The sequence below is a fragment of the Methanosarcina sp. 1.H.A.2.2 genome, assembly GCF_000979975.1.
GTDB lineage: Archaea > Halobacteriota > Methanosarcinia > Methanosarcinales > Methanosarcinaceae > Methanosarcina.
The window spans coordinates 44,826-61,454 of the sequence record NZ_JJQL01000089.1; the positions used below are offsets into that span (position 1 = coordinate 44,826).

General features: G+C 44.4%; 14 protein-coding genes. 9 read left to right on the top strand and 5 right to left on the bottom strand.

Annotated features, from left to right (window positions below; all coding sequences use genetic code 11):
• Nucleotides 1–505: 505 nt before the first annotated feature.
• The 9 genes from cobA (at nucleotide 506) to EO93_RS14215 (ending at nucleotide 11,901) form a co-directional block, all read left to right on the top strand.
• Entirely contained in the window at nucleotides 506–1,273 is a 768-nt protein-coding gene (gene cobA / locus EO93_RS14180) for a uroporphyrinogen-III C-methyltransferase (protein WP_048163198.1), read from the top strand.
• A 27-nt stretch (nucleotides 1,274–1,300) separates the two neighbouring features.
• Nucleotides 1,301–2,092 carry a uroporphyrinogen-III synthase gene (locus tag EO93_RS14185; protein ID WP_048163200.1) on the top strand — a complete coding sequence of 264 codons (792 nt, stop codon included), beginning with the start codon at nucleotides 1,301–1,303 and terminating at the stop codon, nucleotides 2,090–2,092.
• Between the two features lie 223 nt (nucleotides 2,093–2,315).
• Nucleotides 2,316–3,515, top strand: coding sequence for a 12,18-didecarboxysiroheme deacetylase (gene ahbC / locus EO93_RS14190; RefSeq protein ID WP_048131687.1), 1,200 nt, complete (start codon nucleotides 2,316–2,318; stop codon nucleotides 3,513–3,515).
• Nucleotides 3,516–4,315: 800 nt separating this feature from the next.
• On the top strand, nucleotides 4,316–4,483 hold the full coding sequence (locus EO93_RS17655; RefSeq protein ID WP_156161338.1) for a hypothetical protein: 168 nt from the start codon (nucleotides 4,316–4,318) through the stop codon (nucleotides 4,481–4,483).
• 473 nt (nucleotides 4,484–4,956) lie between these two features.
• On the top strand, nucleotides 4,957–5,622 hold the full coding sequence (locus tag EO93_RS14195; protein ID WP_048163202.1) for a molybdopterin-dependent oxidoreductase: 666 nt from the start codon (nucleotides 4,957–4,959) through the stop codon (nucleotides 5,620–5,622).
• A 305-nt stretch (nucleotides 5,623–5,927) separates the two neighbouring features.
• Nucleotides 5,928–6,881 (top strand): phosphotransferase, encoded by a 954-nt coding sequence (locus EO93_RS14200; protein WP_048163204.1) that lies wholly within the window; start codon nucleotides 5,928–5,930, stop codon nucleotides 6,879–6,881.
• Nucleotides 6,882–6,937: 56 nt separating this feature from the next.
• On the top strand, nucleotides 6,938–7,702 hold the full coding sequence (locus EO93_RS14205; RefSeq protein WP_048163205.1) for an HAD family hydrolase: 765 nt from the start codon (nucleotides 6,938–6,940) through the stop codon (nucleotides 7,700–7,702).
• 612 nt (nucleotides 7,703–8,314) lie between these two features.
• Complete coding sequence (locus EO93_RS14210) at nucleotides 8,315–8,968, top strand: HAD family hydrolase (RefSeq protein ID WP_048163207.1); 654 nt, start codon at nucleotides 8,315–8,317, stop codon at nucleotides 8,966–8,968.
• Between the two features lie 323 nt (nucleotides 8,969–9,291).
• Entirely contained in the window at nucleotides 9,292–11,901 is a 2,610-nt protein-coding gene (locus tag EO93_RS14215; RefSeq protein WP_048163208.1) for a valine--tRNA ligase, read from the top strand.
• A 30-nt stretch (nucleotides 11,902–11,931) separates the two neighbouring features.
• Here the strand turns inward: EO93_RS14215 and EO93_RS14220 are convergent, their stop codons facing one another.
• The 5 genes from EO93_RS14220 to EO93_RS14240 form a co-directional block, all read right to left on the bottom strand.
• Nucleotides 11,932–12,426, bottom strand: coding sequence for a transposase (locus tag EO93_RS14220; RefSeq protein ID WP_156161339.1), 495 nt, complete (start codon nucleotides 12,424–12,426; stop codon nucleotides 11,932–11,934).
• Nucleotides 12,392–12,733, bottom strand: a complete 342-nt coding sequence (locus tag EO93_RS18535; RefSeq protein WP_048163210.1) for a transposase — start codon at nucleotides 12,731–12,733, stop codon at nucleotides 12,392–12,394. The genes EO93_RS14220 and EO93_RS18535 overlap by 35 nt, the downstream gene beginning before the upstream one ends.
• 240 nt (nucleotides 12,734–12,973) lie before the next feature.
• A complete protein-coding gene (locus tag EO93_RS14230; protein ID WP_048163211.1) occupies nucleotides 12,974–13,348 on the bottom strand; it encodes a hypothetical protein in 375 nt (124 codons plus the stop codon).
• A 53-nt stretch (nucleotides 13,349–13,401) separates the two neighbouring features.
• Complete coding sequence (locus EO93_RS14235; RefSeq protein ID WP_052735470.1) at nucleotides 13,402–14,874, bottom strand: archaellar assembly protein FlaJ; 1,473 nt, start codon at nucleotides 14,872–14,874, stop codon at nucleotides 13,402–13,404.
• A complete protein-coding gene (locus tag EO93_RS14240) occupies nucleotides 14,871–16,628 on the bottom strand; it encodes a type II/IV secretion system ATPase subunit (RefSeq protein WP_048163213.1) in 1,758 nt (585 codons plus the stop codon). Before EO93_RS14240 ends, EO93_RS14235 begins: the two co-directional genes overlap by 4 nt.
• Between the last annotated feature and the right edge of the window lies 1 nt (nucleotide 16,629).

The following is a 16,629-nucleotide window of genomic DNA, read 5'->3' on the forward strand; positions in this document are numbered from 1 at the left end:
TACAATGAAATTGGTAACAATGAAATTATCAGTTACAATGAAATTGGTAACAATGAAATTATCAGTTACAATGAAATTATAAGTTACAATGAAATTATAAGTTACAATGAACTCACTAATTACATCAGAGGTATTTATTAATTGCCAGTCGCTCTATATTCTTTAATAACACTCTCTTTTTCAAGAATCAAACCATAAGCAAACACATATAGTATACAAAAGAGGAATAAGAGATATAAGATAAGTATACGATTTAATATATATAAGCTTGGCAATAAAACTGTATGAAGATGGTATACTATTTATTATAAAAGCTCTTTAAACCCTACAGATTTACATTTCTATAAAACCTCTCCTTCTTATTAGAAGATGGCTTTCCACCTTCAGAAGAAGTTATCCTGTTATGGAACCTTCCCATGAAAGTATAAGGTGTCATCTATCACGACATGAAGGAAGAGAATTATCTATCAACAATTGTAAAGGAAGAAAAAGGAACCGTCGTCATATGTCAGGAAATTACGGAAAAGTTTATCTTGTGGGTTCTGGTCCCGGCGACCCTGAGCTTCTGACCCTGAAAGCCCGTCGGCTGATTGACAGTGCTGAAGTCATTATCTATGACCAGCTCCCTGGAAAAGTGATCCTGGACTCAATGCCGGAAAGCGCAGAGAAAATCGATGTGGGAAAATACGCGGGCAATCACACCATGACCCAGTCCGAAATCAATGAAGTGCTTGTGCAGAAGGCAAAGGAAGGCAAGATGGTGGTCCGGCTAAAAGGAGGGGACCCCTATGTCTTCGGAAGGGGAGGAGAAGAAGCTGAGGTGCTTGTAGCAGAAAACATAGAGTTCGAAGTCGTGCCAGGGATTACCTCTGCAATTGCAGTGCCTGCATATGCAGGAATTCCCGTAACCCACAGGGAAAGCACGTCGATGGTCACCTTTATAACAGGGCACGAAGACCCCACAAAGGAAGAGAGTGGACTGGACTGGGAGACCCTGGCAAAGTTCAACGGGACCATTGTAATCTTTATGGGTGTAAAGATGCTCAGGCGAAATACTGAAGAGCTCATGAAGCACGGAAAGGACCCGAAAACCCCTGTTGCAGTCATAGAGAAAGGGACCCGACCTGACCAGCGGGTAACCGTTGGAACCATTGCAGATATCGCAGACCTGGCAGAAGAACGAAAAGTAAAGGCTCCTGCCATCACGGTTGTAGGAGACGTGGTCCGCCTGCACGATATCCTCGGAGAACAGTTAACGGGAGTGGAATTTTAACCCGACGAAATGACAGGAGAAGGGAACATGACAGAAGGAAAAAAGCCTGTCCTTGCAATCATGAGGCCGGAAAGTTACCGCGAAAAGTCTGAGGCACTTGCCAGAGAGTACGGCTTTGAGCCCATCTATGCCCCCATGATAAAGCTTGAAGGCATGAAAGACGAAGGATTTGAGCCCTTCATTCAGAGGGTCATTGACGGAACTTCGGATTACGTTGTTTTTACAAGCGCAAACGGGATAACTTTCACACTGGACAAGCTCACGGAAACTGAAAAGGAAAAATTCATTACAGCCCTGAAAAAGACCAGGGTAATAGCAATCGGCCCGAACACGGAGAAAGAGCTTGTAAAAATAGGGATTGAAGATTCTTTCCTGCCCGAAGATTACAGTTCCGAAGGAATTGTAGAAGCTCTCTGCCCTGAGGTAAAAGGGAAAATATTTGACCTTGCAAGAAGCGCTTTTGGGGCTAAGGTTTTGATAGAAGGCCTTGAAAAGTGCGGAGCAACAGTCTATGAGACTCATGTGTACACCCTCAACATCCCTGAAGGTGCAGCCCAAAAAGAGCTCATAGAACGCGCTCTCTCAGGAGAAATGGATGCCTTTGCCTTTACAAGCTCAATGATGGTCAAAGGCTTTATGAAACATGCGGAAAAGCTGGGAGCAGGAGAGACCATAAAAGAGACTCTTGGCAAGGCTGTTGTAGGCGCCATCGGGACTCCTACAGGAAATACCCTGAAAAAACACGGGATCAATGCAGATGTAATCCCTGATGAGTTCACCTTCGAAGCCCTGATAAAGGCTATGAAAAAAGAGCTATGAACAACCAGCTCTAAGGGTTATTCAAGAAATATTCTACAAGTATACTCAGAAATTTATGCCGGGAAAGCGCTCAGAATCTTTCCCGGTGAAGCCATCTGAGGTTTAACTCAAATTGTTTTGAGGACTGGCAAATAAAAGACCAACTAAAAATTTACCCATAAAAGCCGGTTCAAAAAACAATACTTAAAATTCTGGAAAACAATCTTAATTTTGACGGATCGACATGATAGGCATTTCAAAACTTTACTGCGGAACCGTGGAACCTTCTGATGCCCTTCGTTATGGAAGGGACTCAAAGAGGCTTCCCTCTCACCTACTGCAGTTTTCGAAAGATAAAAAACCGGTAGTAGTCTGGAACATGACCCGCCGATGCAACCTGAAATGCGTCCACTGTTATGCCCAGGCACAGGATGTGGAGTTCAAAAACGAACTTTCGACCGAAGAGGGAAAAGCCCTTATCGATGACCTTGCAGCTTTTGGCTCTCCTGTTATGCTCTTCTCCGGGGGCGAGCCCACGATGCGAAAAGACCTGCCGGAGCTTGCAGCCTACGCCAGAGAGAAGGGGATGAGGGCCGTAATCTCAACAAACGGGACTCTTATAGATAAACCTCTTGCAAAGAAATTAAAAGAGGTAGGGCTTTCTTACGTCGGAATTTCCCTTGACGGCATAAGAGAGACAAATGACAGGTTCAGGGGCATGCAGGGAGCATTCGATGCAGCTCTAAGGGGCCTGCATAACTGCCAGGAAGAAGGCATAAAAGTGGGCTTGCGTTTTACCATCAACAAGCAAAACGTAAGGGACATCCCTGCAATCTTTGACCTCCTTGAGAAAGAAAAAATCCCGAGGATCTGCTTCTATCACCTTGTCTATGCAGGCAGAGGCTCGAAGATGGTAGATGAAGACCTTTCCCTCGAAGAGTCCAGACAGGCTGTAGACCTGATTATGGAACGGACAAAGGAGCTGCACAAAAAAGGCTTCCCTGCAGAAGTCCTGACTGTGGACAACCACTGCGACGGTCCCTACCTCTATATTAAGCTCCTTGAAGAAAATCCGGAAAGGGCTGCCGAGGTATTCGAACTCCTCTCGATGAACCAGGGCAATTCCTCAGGAATAGGCATCGGATGCGTTTCCTGGGACGGCGCTGTACACGCAGACCAGTTCTGGAGACATCACTCTTTCGGGAATGTGAGGGAACGGCCTTTCAGCGAGATCTGGACCGACCTGAGCGACGAACTGATGGCCGGGCTCAAGCACAGGAAGCCTCTTATTCAGGCTCGTGGAGACCGCTGTGCAAAGTGCAAATGGTTCGACGTCTGCAACGGAAACTTCAGAGTTCGAGCCGAAGCCGTTTACGGGGATGTATGGGCAGATGACCCTGCCTGCTACCTTACAAAAGAAGAAATAGGATACGATGAGGCCTGAAAACTTTTCAGGCCCATTTAACCGGAGAAATACGTCCCTTTATCCAGAATCGAGTTTTAATACACAATTAGATCTAAACGCCTCCGCCAGCTTGTCTGGCGGCCCTACACAAAAAGAAGAAAGAGGAGAAAAAATACCATGGAGACTCACTATTATCCTCTCGATATAAACTCTTCCTTCTTCCTCATAGAAGGCAAGTATATCGCCTTTACTTATTCCTAAAATTTCCGCCTCATTTCTTGAATATCAAATCTAAGATAGAATTGCTCAAGAAATTTGATTAATCCCAAATTTTTACAAGTAAAGCCGGAAAATATATAGATTGTTCAAAGCTAAGCATTTGATCTATTCGATTCAAATTCCTAATATTTTTCATTCAATATGTTCTTGTTTTCGGAATATATTTTGTTTATTGGTAGGCAGGTAATGATATCGATTTTAATGGTGCGATATACATCCAACCACTGATTGAAATAAATAACTAAGTGTACTGTTGCTATAATCTTACAAAACTATATAAAGGATAATATCTATACAATATGATATAATATAGAAGGAGTAATAAAAAATGATTACATAAAAGAGGTATTATTCTCGAACAAGTTGAATCAGCACTTCACCTTGTCCGAGTAAGATTATTGAGTACCACAATAAAACTAGGGTACCTCATCAAGACTCTAAGATTGTATATACTCTTCTAGTATATATACTTCATCAATCTTATTTTGATGAATCTCTAGTTTTTGGTTAGTGGATACTTTTGTTGACAGGATGAAGAAAAAACAAATATACAAACGTAAATGATTGATATTATTATTAAGGAAATCTGTGCTACAGGAATATCCCTGGAAGGAATACATCTTCAAATGACCGCATTTGATGCAGCAATTGTCTCCTTGGCAATTGTTGTAATCATCTATGGAATAACGACTGGAAAGGCAAAATTCTGGAATCCGAAGAGAGAATAATTTCTCATCAACTGAAGATGGGGATTGCCCCATCTTAACTCATTTTATTCTGTCTCAGCGTAATCACATTCAAAAAATACATTCTCACTAGTTCCTCTGTGTTAGAACTCTCTGACTTATTAAAATAATATTTATTTTTGAACTTCCACCTAAAGTATTTCAGAAATCGGACTTTAAGCGCAAAGCCATTCTTTCTTGCTTTTTTGAGACGACCGCTCTCCTTCGTCGAGCGGGAAAAGAACGACTCGGTGCGGTTATAAGGTTGTATAGGTCAGAGAATTCGTAATTTAGCCCTCTTAAATGAAACTCATTAAAATCCGTCATGTAGTCTGCTTGAGCGAGCGAAGTGAGTGAAACAGACCTCGGGCGAATCTCACTCTGTCGCCACCAAGAGGAAATCATTTATTCACTCCGGGCACATATTTTAAGGAAGGGACATGCAGGAAATAAGTTGAGGGGGGCAGGGCAAATACATGAAGCCGATCCATTTACTTCTAATAATTTCATTTGCTTTTACAGTCTTTTCAGGCTGCGTATCCGATAGAGGAGAGAAGGGAGTCTATGACAACCAGACAGAGACTCTTTCTTATCAGGGCGAACAGTTAACCCCTATTGCACAGCAGCGCAACAATGCGATAAAGGGTACCCAGTATATTGACAGGGAGAATTACAGGCTGCAGGTTGATGGGCTTGTGGAAAATCCCCGAGATTTTACATATGAAGAAATAACGGGGTTACCTCAAACTTCGAAAGTTGTTGACCTTAACTGTGTAGAAGGCTGGGGTTTTACCGCAAAATGGACAGGGATCAGGATAGCCGATCTCTTTGAAGAAGTGGGGGCTATGGAAAATACAACAACAGTTATTTTTTACAGTTCCGACGGGTATTCCACTTCCCTTGATATGGACTATCTGCTGGAAAACGACATCATAATTGCTTATAAACTAAATGATGTAACCCTGCCGCCTGAAAGAGGGTTGCCCCTGCAGCTTGTGGCTGAAGGCAAATATGGATACAAATGGGTGAAATGGATAGTAAGAATTGAGCTCAGTGACTCACCTTACAGAGGGTACTGGGAGGAGCGCGGGTACAATAACATAGCTGATGTCGGCGGGCCTGCTTTTGAAACGAGAGGATAAAAATCCGTATTGAAACACCAATAATAATATAAGATACCCAGGCTATAGTATACTGTTGCCAGTATTGAAGAATCAAAACCAGAGATTCAAACCCTATTACTGGCTAAATTTGATTATTACAGGGTTTGATCATAACCGCCTTTTATTATTCTATCTTTATGAGAGCTACATTTCATGAGTGCTACGTTTCATGATCTGTATTTCATTGCAGTACTGTTTAAAGCAAGTACTGTTTAAAGCCAGAGATATGCGAGGCAAAGAATATAGTTGTTGAGATTTTTTCTGGAAAAGGGGGGTAATTTGAAGTGGCAAATAGCCATGTTAATACTTTGTACCCTGGGGACCCATTCAGGGACTGGCTTGTTGAAGAGGTTGTAGGACACCGGATTCGCGACAAAAAGTGTCTTGTGGATGTTATTAAGTACAATTCCTCTCACACAGTCTGCAGGTATCAGTTCAAAGGGGAACACTTCAGCGTGATGGCAAAATTTTTTGCAGAACCCACTGGGAAGCTGAAAGCTTACAACTCTTATAAAGGTATGATGAATGAATACCGGAACCTGAAAAAAGCAGCTTCGATAATAAATGTTGCAAAGCCTCTTGCAGTAAATAAAGATTTTAATTGTGCCCTTGTAACCGAACACATACCTGGAAAATCTCTGGGCTGGTACCTTAAACGCGAAGAGGACCTTTATGAAAAGCTTGCTGCGGTGGCTCACATGCTCAGGCAGCTGCATGATAATACACAGTCATCCACTTACAATAAAGAAAATGAGTTTAGAAACTATCATGACGTGCTGGATCACCTGAAACTGGATTACAGCACCAGGGAGACTTTCAACAAACTCCTTGGAGAATGGTGGTACAGTTCCTGGCTCGACCGGGAATACGGGTGTATGGTTCACAGGGATGTTACCCCCTCCAATTATATTTTTTGCAAAGGAAAGCCCTATGCACTTGATTTTGAAAGCTCCTGGTTTGATGCACATCCTGTAAGAGACCTCGGAATTCTTACTGCGGAACTTAAGAACGAGTTCGAATTGCACAAAGGAGGAGGCTGGAAAGCCGAGCCGTATATAGGGAACTTCCTCTGGGAGTACAGCCGCAGAGAAAAGGATTTTTTCTACATTACCAGAATTCTGCCTTTTTTCATGAGTATAGGACTGCTTCGTTCGGCAAGGCTTCACCAGAGCGATTACAGGGATTACCTGATAAAAGAAGCACGTGAATGTTTAAGTGCAATTCATAGAGGGAATTAAGGAAATAGAGGAATGAAGAGTAAAATTAAGGAGATTGAAGGAAAAATTAAGGGGATATGGGAGGCAAGAACATTTCCAGGGACCATGAATCGGAACCCAGCGAGGGCATTATCACCTTTCTGGGTGCTCCTGCCGGAGCAGGGGAAGAGGTATTTGAAAGCTGTCAGATAAAAGGTGCTATTTTTGACTGCTATCAAACGCTTATCGATATCCACACCGAAGAACACAGGATCGAGACTTATGAGACTGTAAGCGCATGGCTTGCCTACCATGGGGTAAAAGTAAAGCCGGAAAAGCTGTGGGATACGTACATATTTAAGGTTCAGGAAAGGATGGAGGACTCAAAGGAGATATACCCTGAAGTCAGGGTGGAGGACATCTTTGCCGAGATCTGCAGGGAAAATTCGATCTGGAAAATCGATGAAAAACTCCTCGGAATTGAGACCTCAAGAGTCTTTCGAGCAGCTTCGATACGGAAACTCCGCCCCTTCCCTCAGAGCATAAAGCTAATTGAGCACTGCATAAACATCCCCAAGTGCATAATCTCCAACGGGCAGAGGGTTTTTTCCGAACTGGAACTCCGGTTTCTGGGGCTCTACGACTACTTTGATTTTGTTATTTTCTCGTCCGATGTGGGATACAAGAAACCTGACCTCAGGCTTTTTATGACCGCACTCAAAAGGATGGAACTCGAACTCGAACCCAAGTGTGTTATGTCCATAGGGGACTCTTACGAAAACGAGATACTTCCCGCCAGAAAACTCGGGATGCAGGCAATGACTATTGAAGAAGCCTGGGATTTTTACGGGTTGAAGGACTGATTTATCAAAAACGTTCCCTCTCTTTTGCGGAGAGGTTTATTGTTTAGGCTCTTCGGCATGCTCTATGGATAAGATGATTTTCAATTCAAGACCGCTCTGGTTTTATGAGGATATCCACACAAAACAACGAAGAGCCATTGTTTACACTAATTCTGTTTCTTGTAGTCCCGGATCTGTCTCCGGATAGTATTTAAAATATCAGAAAATGAAAGTTCCGGATTTCTACCCCTTCCAATACAGGGTTGTAACCAACATGCAGCCAGAGATAACTCCCCATGACCCTGTAAACTGTTTTTCAGTTCACGCTTAAAATAGCTCCCGCCCGGCTAATCTGGCAGCGTCTGCCAGAGAGAAACAAAAAAGAATTAAAGCCCAGCATCTATCTGATTTGGCAATAATGTTCGCTCAAGAGAATGAGAGGTAGAAGAGGATTTAAGAGGGAAGACTATAGTTAATTTGAAGAGAAGTATATATATTCAGACCATGTATGAGTATTTGCATAATGTCTATATACCATGACGCGCATCAAAATCTAAGTAGAGAAAGAATATACACAAGACCCAGGATCTGACAAAATTCGATTAAATTAAAAAAAATCGAAGGAGAATCCCTATGCTCCAAAACGGAAAAATTAAAGGCATAATCTTTGACTGCTACAAAACCCTTATTGACATCAAAACAGACGAAAAAAGCCGGGAGACAAACGAGAGAGTGAGTCGCTGGCTGCTTTACCAGGGAGTGAAGATTGAACCTGATAGGCTCAGGGAAGAGTACAGGTGGAAAGTCGTTAGCAGGCTGGAAAATTCCGGACAGCAGTACCCAGATATCCGCATAGAAGAGATTTTTGCCGAGCTCTGTGCAGAAAATGCTTTCAGGGAGATTGATTCTTACTGGCTTGGAATTGAAACTGCAAAGGTCTTCAGGACTGCATCCATAAGAAAACTGGAAGCTTACCCGCAAAGCCTCAGGTTGCTTGAAAAATATAGGAACATCCCTAAAGGTATTGTCTCAAACGCCCAGAGAGTCTTTACGGAGCAGGAACTGCGCTTCCTCGGCTTATACGACCGTTTCAACTTCGTAATCATGTCTTCTGACCACTGTATCAAAAAACCTGACACAAGGCTTTTCAAAATGGCTCTTGACCGCCTCGGGCTTGAGCCCTGGGAAGTGCTTTCAATCGGGGACACTCCGGAAAATGACATCTATGCACCTCAAAGCCTCGGAATGAATGCAATGCACATCCACAGCGCGTGGAAATACGCATAAGGGCATGAGAACACAAAAGAAAGCGTAAATTAGAGGAACTGTACCTTTTAATTTTTTTTATAATTTTTACGGCTGTTTATTCATTTGCTCGTTTTTCGCTTGCCGTTAGACTGACTGTTGTTAAACAGTTGTAAATATTTTCAGTTCTGGAATCCGTTTTTCCGGGAAAAAATACAATCAAAAAAAAACTAAACATATAATCTAGCAGTTCCTGCACAGTCAGAGATTTCCATAACATCCAAAACCAGATATATTTAAATAATCGCAAGCACTCTAAAACCCAAGAAATTCTTACACTTATTTCCCAATCATGGAGTGTCTTTATGACAGAATCGGAAATTCCAAAAGAATATAATGCAAACGAGGTTGAGGAAAAGTGGATGGAGAACTGGAACCTCTCCATGTACCACTTCAACTGGGGAGAAGATACCCGCCCCCAGTATATTATTGATACCCCGCCTCCCTATCCTACAGGCAATTTTCACATCGGAAACGCGCTCAACTGGTGCTATATCGACTTTATAGCCAGATACAAACGCATGCAGGGATATAATGTAATGTTCCCCCAGGGCTGGGACTGCCACGGCCTGCCAACGGAAGTTAAGGTTGAAGAAATCCATGGGATTACGAAAAACCAGGTTCCCAGGGCGGAGTTCCGCAGGATGTGCAGGGAGCTTACGGGAGGAAACATCGACAAGATGCGCAAAACAATGCTGCGTCTGGGCTTTTCCGTGGACTGGAGCAACGAATTCGTTACCATGGAGCCCTCATACTTTGTAAAGACACAGAAGTCCTTTGTCAAGATGTACAACGGCGGGCATATTTATCACGAAGACCACCCTGTCAACTGGTGCCCCCGCTGTGAAACTGCCATTGCTTTTGCAGAAGTAGAGTATGATGCCGGGCAAACGAAACTTAACTTTGTCCACTTTGATAAGGTAGATATCGCAACTACAAGGCCAGAACTGATGGCAGCCTGTGTTGCCGTGGCCGTAAGCCCCAAAGACGAACGCTACAAAGCATACGTAGGGCAGACCCTCACAGTACCTATCTTCGGGCAGAAAGTGCCACTGATTGCAGACGAAGCTGTTGAGCCTGAATTCGGGACCGGCGCTGTTATGATCTGTACCTTCGGGGACAAGCAGGACGTGCGCTGGTGGTTAAAGTATGGACTGCCTCTGGTAAAAGCCATCGACAAACAGGGCAAGATGACAAAAGCAGCAGGCAAATATGAGGGAATGAGCCTGACCGAATGCAGGGAAGCTGTAATTGCAGACCTGAAAGCCGGGAGTTTCCTCTATGACCAGAAGCCCCTTGATCAGAACGTAGGGCTCTGCTGGCGCTGCGACACCCCTATTGAAATCCTTTCCGAACCCCAGTGGTTCGTAAAAATTAACCCTGAGGGCATCCTGAAAGCTGCAGATGAGATTAAATGGTACCCTGAATATATGAAAGTCAGGCTCCAGAACTGGACAGGCACGATGGAATGGGACTGGTGTATCTCCAGGCAGAGGATCTTTGCAACCCCGATTCCCATCTGGTACTGCAAAAAGTGCGGAGAGGTCATGATTGCCGAAGAGAGCTGGCTCCCGATCGACCCCAACGAAAATGCACCAAAAAGAGCCTGTGCCTGCGGTTCAACTGAGTTTGAACCTGAGACAGATGTGCTGGACACCTGGATGGACTCCTCGATCACTGCCCTGCACGTCTCGGGCTGGGAAAGCGAACACGAGCTCCGCCTGCCAGCACAGATCCGCCCTCAGGGACATGACATTATCAGGACCTGGGCTTTCTACACAATTCTGAGGAGCCTGGCTCTTGAAGGCACGCGGCCCTGGGATTCAATAGTGATCAACGGGATGGTACTCGGGCCTGACGGGCATAAGATGAGCAAGTCTCTCGGAAACGTAATCTCTCCAGAAGAAGTGACTGCACAGCACAGTGCTGATGCTTTCAGACAGTGGGGTGCTGTTGGAGGTTCCGCAGGCTCTGACGTAATGTTCCGCTGGAAAGACGTGGTCTCAGCCTCCCGCTTCCTGCAGAAGATGTGGAGCATCTACCGATTCTCGATGTCCCACTTAAAGGACTTCGGGCCAGAAGATGCTGAAAACTTCCCCCTGGATTCTCTCCTTACAATCGACAGGTGGCTCCTGAGCAAGCTTAACAGGCTTGTGGACACTGCCACAACGGAGCTTGATGGATACCAGTTTGATTCCACATTCAAGGCTATAAGGGGCTTTGCATGGGAGGTCCTTGCAGATAACTACCTGGAACTTGTGAAAGGCAGGCTCTACGGTGAAGATACGGAGGGCAGGAAAGCAGCCCGGTATGTACTTTACACAACAACTAAGACCCTCTCCCTTCTGCTTGCTCCGTTCATACCTTTCTTTGCAGAAGAAATGTACTCCAGGTTCAGCAATGAAAGTGTGCATATACAGGCCTGGCCTGCAGTCAATGAAAGCCTGATAAGCGAAGAAGCTGAAGCCGCAGGCGAAATGATCAAAGAGATCACAGGTGAGGTCCGCAGGTATAAATCAGACCTGGGAATGGCTCTGAACTCTCCCCTGAAAAAAATAGAGATCTACAATGCAAGGATCGATACAGGGGATATTGCAGGGGCTACGAACTCAGAAGTGGAACTTATGGAAGGTGCTCCTTCATTTGAGTATGTGCCTGTAGAGGTAAAGCCCAATATGGGTTTCCTGGGCCCGCGCTTCAGAAAAGATGCCGGGGCCGTTGTGAAAGCTCTGAAGGCAGAAGACCCTGCTGCAGTTGAGGCTCAGGCAGCGTCAGGAAAAATAACCGTTACTGTAAACGGCGAAGCAATAGAACTCGAACCCGCAGCAGTTGAAGTCCGGAAAGAAGTAATCTCCGGAGGCCGTGAGGTAGAAGTTCTTGATGTAAAAGGCGCAGTAGTCTTAATTGTCAGGTAAGCTTCGGCTTACCTGCTACTTTTAATGAGCTCATCCCAAAACTTGATTTAACCTCATTATTGCTGCTAACATTACAACTCCCAAGTATGATACTTCTTTGATTTCATATCTTGGAAATACTTTCTTGCAGGACTCTATCCAGCTAAAGAACCTTTCTACTGCACTTTTCTTTTTGAATTCGTCCCAATCTACCTTTATTGGTCTTCCTCTCTTCTTTTTCTTTCGATTTCTTATGTTTACTGGTATATTGGACTTTATTCCTCTTCTTCTGTTATATTTTCGAATTTCATCTGTATCATATATTGCATCAGCTGTCACTTTGGAAGGCCTGTTTACAGGCCTTCCTATAGGTCTCTGTATCTTGAAATTTTTAAGTGTAGGTACATAAAGCGTGGAGTCGTTCTCATTTGCAGGAACAACAATAGAGAGGAGCAGACCCTCTATATCTACTAAAACGCTTATTTTTACTCCTTTTACTTTCTTGTAGCCATCATAACCGATGTTTCCCCTTTTTAGCAGGACCATACTTTGTATCAGTAAAGCAATGAGAAAGATCTATTTTCTTCAAGTCATAACCTTTGTTTAAAAGTTCATTGAAAATCTTCTGATAGGTACCATGTTCACACAGGTAGAGATGAAATCTATGAGCTGTTGACTTAGAACCATAAATACGAGGAACATCTTTCCACGTACAACCGGTTGTAACGACATACAAGATTCCATTCATTAACTTCCTTAAGTCTGCATGAGGCCGGCCTGGGTGTGGTTTCTGTGGAGGAAGATAAGGTTCTATGGATTTCCACAGAACATCATCGATTTCCTGAAATGACATAGTACTAAATATATAATTTCAACATAATATTAGTTTCGGGATAGGCTCTTACACTAATCACTGGATTTTGGAACTGAGTCACCTGAAGACCAAAACATCAATTTGTTATATTGATTTCAACGGGGAATTTAAAGGGAACATTGTAACTTTAGATGGGCATCTTGCTGAAAAACAAGAGCAAGAACATTGGTCAGCGGAAATTAGTTAATCCCTATATGTGGCAGAGTTAAGGTTTAAACTTTATCCAGCCCTGTTCCCTGAGTTATATAGCCTTCGCAACTCGGTTAGAATTTCATGAAGCTCGCCAACCAGTTCCTCTGCACTTGCATCTTCCAGGAGCTTCAGGAACCCGTACTCTTCTCCTACACTCAGAAGTTCGTCCTTCATCAATTCATCGAGCAGGTCATCGGCAACCAGCTTTTTAATCGGACTTTCCGAAGGTGGTGACAATACCGGGATTCCGGTGTCAGGCTCCTCGTTCTGAAGTTTTACTTCGGCTCCGAGAGTTTCCGGAAGGATTTCCGGGCCTTCGTCTGGAGCCAGTAATTTTTCGATCTCTGGATCTATTTTTTTCTTTCTCTTTATCACCATAATTATTTTTTTAAGCAGATTCATTCAATCACCTCTAATTGCCCGGTCACCTCCCAGAAAGGCCAGAAACCAGACCCTCATATCTCAAATATAAAAACCTTTGATACCACAAAAGGCACGCATATCAGCACAATACCCGAAAGTACGAACATCACAGCCCCGTAAAAAAAAAGCTTGTAGTTTCCACCTCCATCTGTTACTTTTACGGCTATTGCATCTGAAAGAGTTAAAATAAAAACGGCTGCAAGGGTAAACATGTGTAATAATTCAATATCTTCCCCTACCCCGAAGAGGTTCATCGGTATCCCGATAGAACCCATGTTCTCATCAGCCATATCCAAGAGATGAGAACTGTACATTTCATCCATTATCATGGAAAAAAAATTTATGATTTCAAAGATAAAGACCAGAAGCCCGCTCATTACCGTGTGGAGCACAAAGATCATGCCTGTAAAACCGGTACCGATCAGCTTTCGTTTCATCCGGAGCAGCACGATAGCAAGGCTCGAGGAAGAAACGATCTGCCCTACATCCGCGGGGTTTCCTCCAAGGTCTATTGCGTCATTGAAAATCCTTGAAGACCTGTTTATCAGTTCCGAACCGCTTTCTCCGATGAAACTTTCCCAGCAAAAAACCGGTTTAAGGTCAAGGGACAGGCTCACGTAAAGTTTTTCAACAAGAGGCTCCAGAAACCCCACGGTTTCCTTATCAAGCTTTTTCATTGCACTCGATGTTGTAATCCCCATGGTGCCTGCAAGCGAGCCCAGGGTTTTTATGAATACAGGAAAATTTGCATCCCTTTTATCGATATTTCTGTCATTAATCAAGGCATAGATCCCGGAAGGGAGCATAAACACCGCAAGGGTCAGGAAGAGATACCCGATCTCGACGCCCTTGACAAAAAGCAGAACTGTTATGACTCCTCCGGCAGGGAGCAGGATTCTTGCCAGGAATTCGCTTTTCTTCTGTTCTTTTGATTTGTGTTTCAGGCGATGGGTTTTTTCTTCACATGGAGCTGAGCAGTATAAAGCAAAAATCCCGATTCCGCAGATAGCGGACAGCAGAAGCAGGACCATAAAACACATTATGCGGAGGTTGCCCATCGGGTATATCATTGAGGAGATGAGGATGATCGTTACCACGAGGGTCGTTGAGATAAGAAGAGCAGTGTACCCATCCGTCCATGTTTTAAGTTCTTCGATATTTCTTTCGTACTGGTTGGAGAAAATTTCCCCTCCCACCTTCATCTCGTTTTTAAGAAACTCCTTTTCGGGCTCCCCGGAGGCCAGAGCTGTTGCCATCCGCCCGAGAAGATCCGATAACCCCTCATCCTTTACTTTTTTAGAGACATACTTGCAGGCCCGAGAATACTCATAGCCCCACTTTGAAGCCAGGACGTATACCTGTCTGAAATATATGGAGATCGGGTACCCCTTTTGCTCCGAAGTATACCTGAAAATCCTGTCCCTTTCAATATCGGTCGTTGAGATGGAAGCCATATAAGTGAGCAGAAACAGGAGATCATAACTGTTTTTCTTCTCTTCTCTCATTTTGTCAGGCCCTCCTCTCCTAAACGCACAATCATAGAGAACAGCTCATGAAAGCCTTTTATTCCGGCCTTATGGAGCTTTCTGAGAATTTTTTCCCGCTTCTGCAGCTCTGTATAGACTTTTCTCCGTTCGTTGTCAGGGATTCCCCATTTAGGAGCAATCTTGTTCTCGAGCAGGTAGGAATTCAGGTTTCCGGTAAAACTGAAGGTGTCAGTTGAGGGTTCCCAGCGAAAAACTTCGATGAAAGTGTAGGATTGAGAGAGGGGGTCGTACCCCACGATCTCGTTTATACTTGTGACCCGCCTTAGCATTCCCTTCTCGGGCAGATGCACGGCATTCTGGCAGATAACAAGGTTAAGGTTATCGATATATGCCCTCGGAACGTTGATCGGGTCGCCTGTCAGTCTCTGGATCAGCTTCTCAACGGAAGCCGCATGGAAAGTGGACATAACAGGGTGACCCGTCTGCATAGCCTGAAAAGCTATGTTTCCCTCCACACCACGGATTTCTCCGATGATAATCTCATTAGGGCGCTGCCTGAGAGCCGCTTTCAGAAGGTCGAACATGGATACCTCGGACCCGCTGTCATCCCTGGAACTCCTTGTGGCTTCCCTTGTCCAGTTTTTGAGAGGGACCTGGAGCTCCGGGGTATCCTCAATTGATACTACCTTTCCATCTGGGGGAAGAAAAGTTGTAATTGCATTGAGCGTGGTGGTTTTTCCGGAAGCCGTTTCCCCGGCAACGAAACAGTTCATGCCTTCCTTGATGAGGATCCAGAGGTATGCCGCAATCGTGTAGTCCAGGGTCCCTAATTCGAGCAATTCCAGGATAGACATCGGCGTACCCGCAAATTTTCGGATTGTAAAGTTGCTGCCCCTTCTGGAGATATCTTCTCCAAAGACGATGTTGATCCTGGAGCCGTCCGGAAGTGTAGCGTCCACTATGGGGTTACGGTAGGTGATAGGCTTTCCGATCTTTTCGGAGAGGCGGATGACAAAAGAGTCCAGATCGCTTATTTCCTTGAACGAAATTGTTGTCTTCAGACCCGAAAAGATCTTGTGCTCCACAAAAATCTGCCCGAGCCCACTGCAGGTGATATCCTCAATGTAAGGGTCGAGGAGCAGGGATTCGAGCACGCCCATCCCGACTTTGTCTCTCAGGATGAGATATCTGATTGCCCGGTATTCCTCAGAGGTTACATTTACGACCCTGTATTTTTTGGTTTTGAGGATGTTTTTTAGCTTTCCTAACAGCCTCGAAAGAAAGCCCAGCTTTGTGCCCTGCTTTTCCCCGTCTTTAATGACACAGATCCTTTTCAGGACCTCTTCCAGGAGTTTTTTCCTTTCATCGAGGTCGTCGGTTTTGATCTCAAGCATGTTGACAAGGTCTACAAGCAATTCTTCGACCTCCAGCAGGAGGTCGTCAATTTCCTGGAACAGGATGGGTTCCACAGGGATATAGTAATCGCGGATATCCTCCTCGTCCGGGAAAACATGAATTGAAATCCCATTTCCCACAGGATAGAGGAGGTTTGGGTGGTTTAGCTTTCTCAGGTCTCTTGTAAGCGTGGAGTAAAAGGTAGGGACCCCGATTTTTTCAAGGGGGATCATGTGCATGTAGGAAAGCACATGCTGGTTTTCAGTTTTGCTGATAAATTTTTTATACTCTTCCGGAAGCGTGCGGAAAAGGCCGCATTCCATAAGGTCACTGCCGTGGGTATGCACGGTTTTCGGAGTGAAGGGGAGGTATTCCATT

Excerpts from the sequence above, each read along its gene's own strand:
- cobA (WP_048163198.1), top strand. The coding sequence starts at position 506 with ATGTCAGGAAATTACGGAAAAGTTTATCTTGTGGGTTCTGGTCCCGGC.
- EO93_RS14185 (WP_048163200.1), top strand. The coding sequence starts at position 1,301 with ATGACAGAAGGAAAAAAGCCTGTCCTTGCAATCATGAGGCCGGAAAGT.
- ahbC (WP_048131687.1), top strand. The coding sequence starts at position 2,316 with ATGATAGGCATTTCAAAACTTTACTGCGGAACCGTGGAACCTTCTGAT.
- EO93_RS17655 (WP_156161338.1), top strand. The coding sequence starts at position 4,316 with ATGATTGATATTATTATTAAGGAAATCTGTGCTACAGGAATATCCCTG.
- EO93_RS14195 (WP_048163202.1), top strand. The coding sequence starts at position 4,957 with ATGAAGCCGATCCATTTACTTCTAATAATTTCATTTGCTTTTACAGTC.
- EO93_RS14205 (WP_048163205.1), top strand. The coding sequence starts at position 6,938 with ATGGGAGGCAAGAACATTTCCAGGGACCATGAATCGGAACCCAGCGAG.
- EO93_RS14210 (WP_048163207.1), top strand. The coding sequence starts at position 8,315 with ATGCTCCAAAACGGAAAAATTAAAGGCATAATCTTTGACTGCTACAAA.
- EO93_RS14215 (WP_048163208.1), top strand. The coding sequence starts at position 9,292 with ATGACAGAATCGGAAATTCCAAAAGAATATAATGCAAACGAGGTTGAG.
- EO93_RS14220 (WP_156161339.1), bottom strand. The coding sequence starts at position 12,426 with ATGGTCCTGCTAAAAAGGGGAAACATCGGTTATGATGGCTACAAGAAA.
- EO93_RS18535 (WP_048163210.1), bottom strand. The coding sequence starts at position 12,733 with ATGTCATTTCAGGAAATCGATGATGTTCTGTGGAAATCCATAGAACCT.
- EO93_RS14230 (WP_048163211.1), bottom strand. The coding sequence starts at position 13,348 with ATGAATCTGCTTAAAAAAATAATTATGGTGATAAAGAGAAAGAAAAAA.
- EO93_RS14235 (WP_052735470.1), bottom strand. The coding sequence starts at position 14,874 with ATGAGAGAAGAGAAGAAAAACAGTTATGATCTCCTGTTTCTGCTCACT.
- EO93_RS14240 (WP_048163213.1), bottom strand. The coding sequence starts at position 16,628 with ATGGAATACCTCCCCTTCACTCCGAAAACCGTGCATACCCACGGCAGT.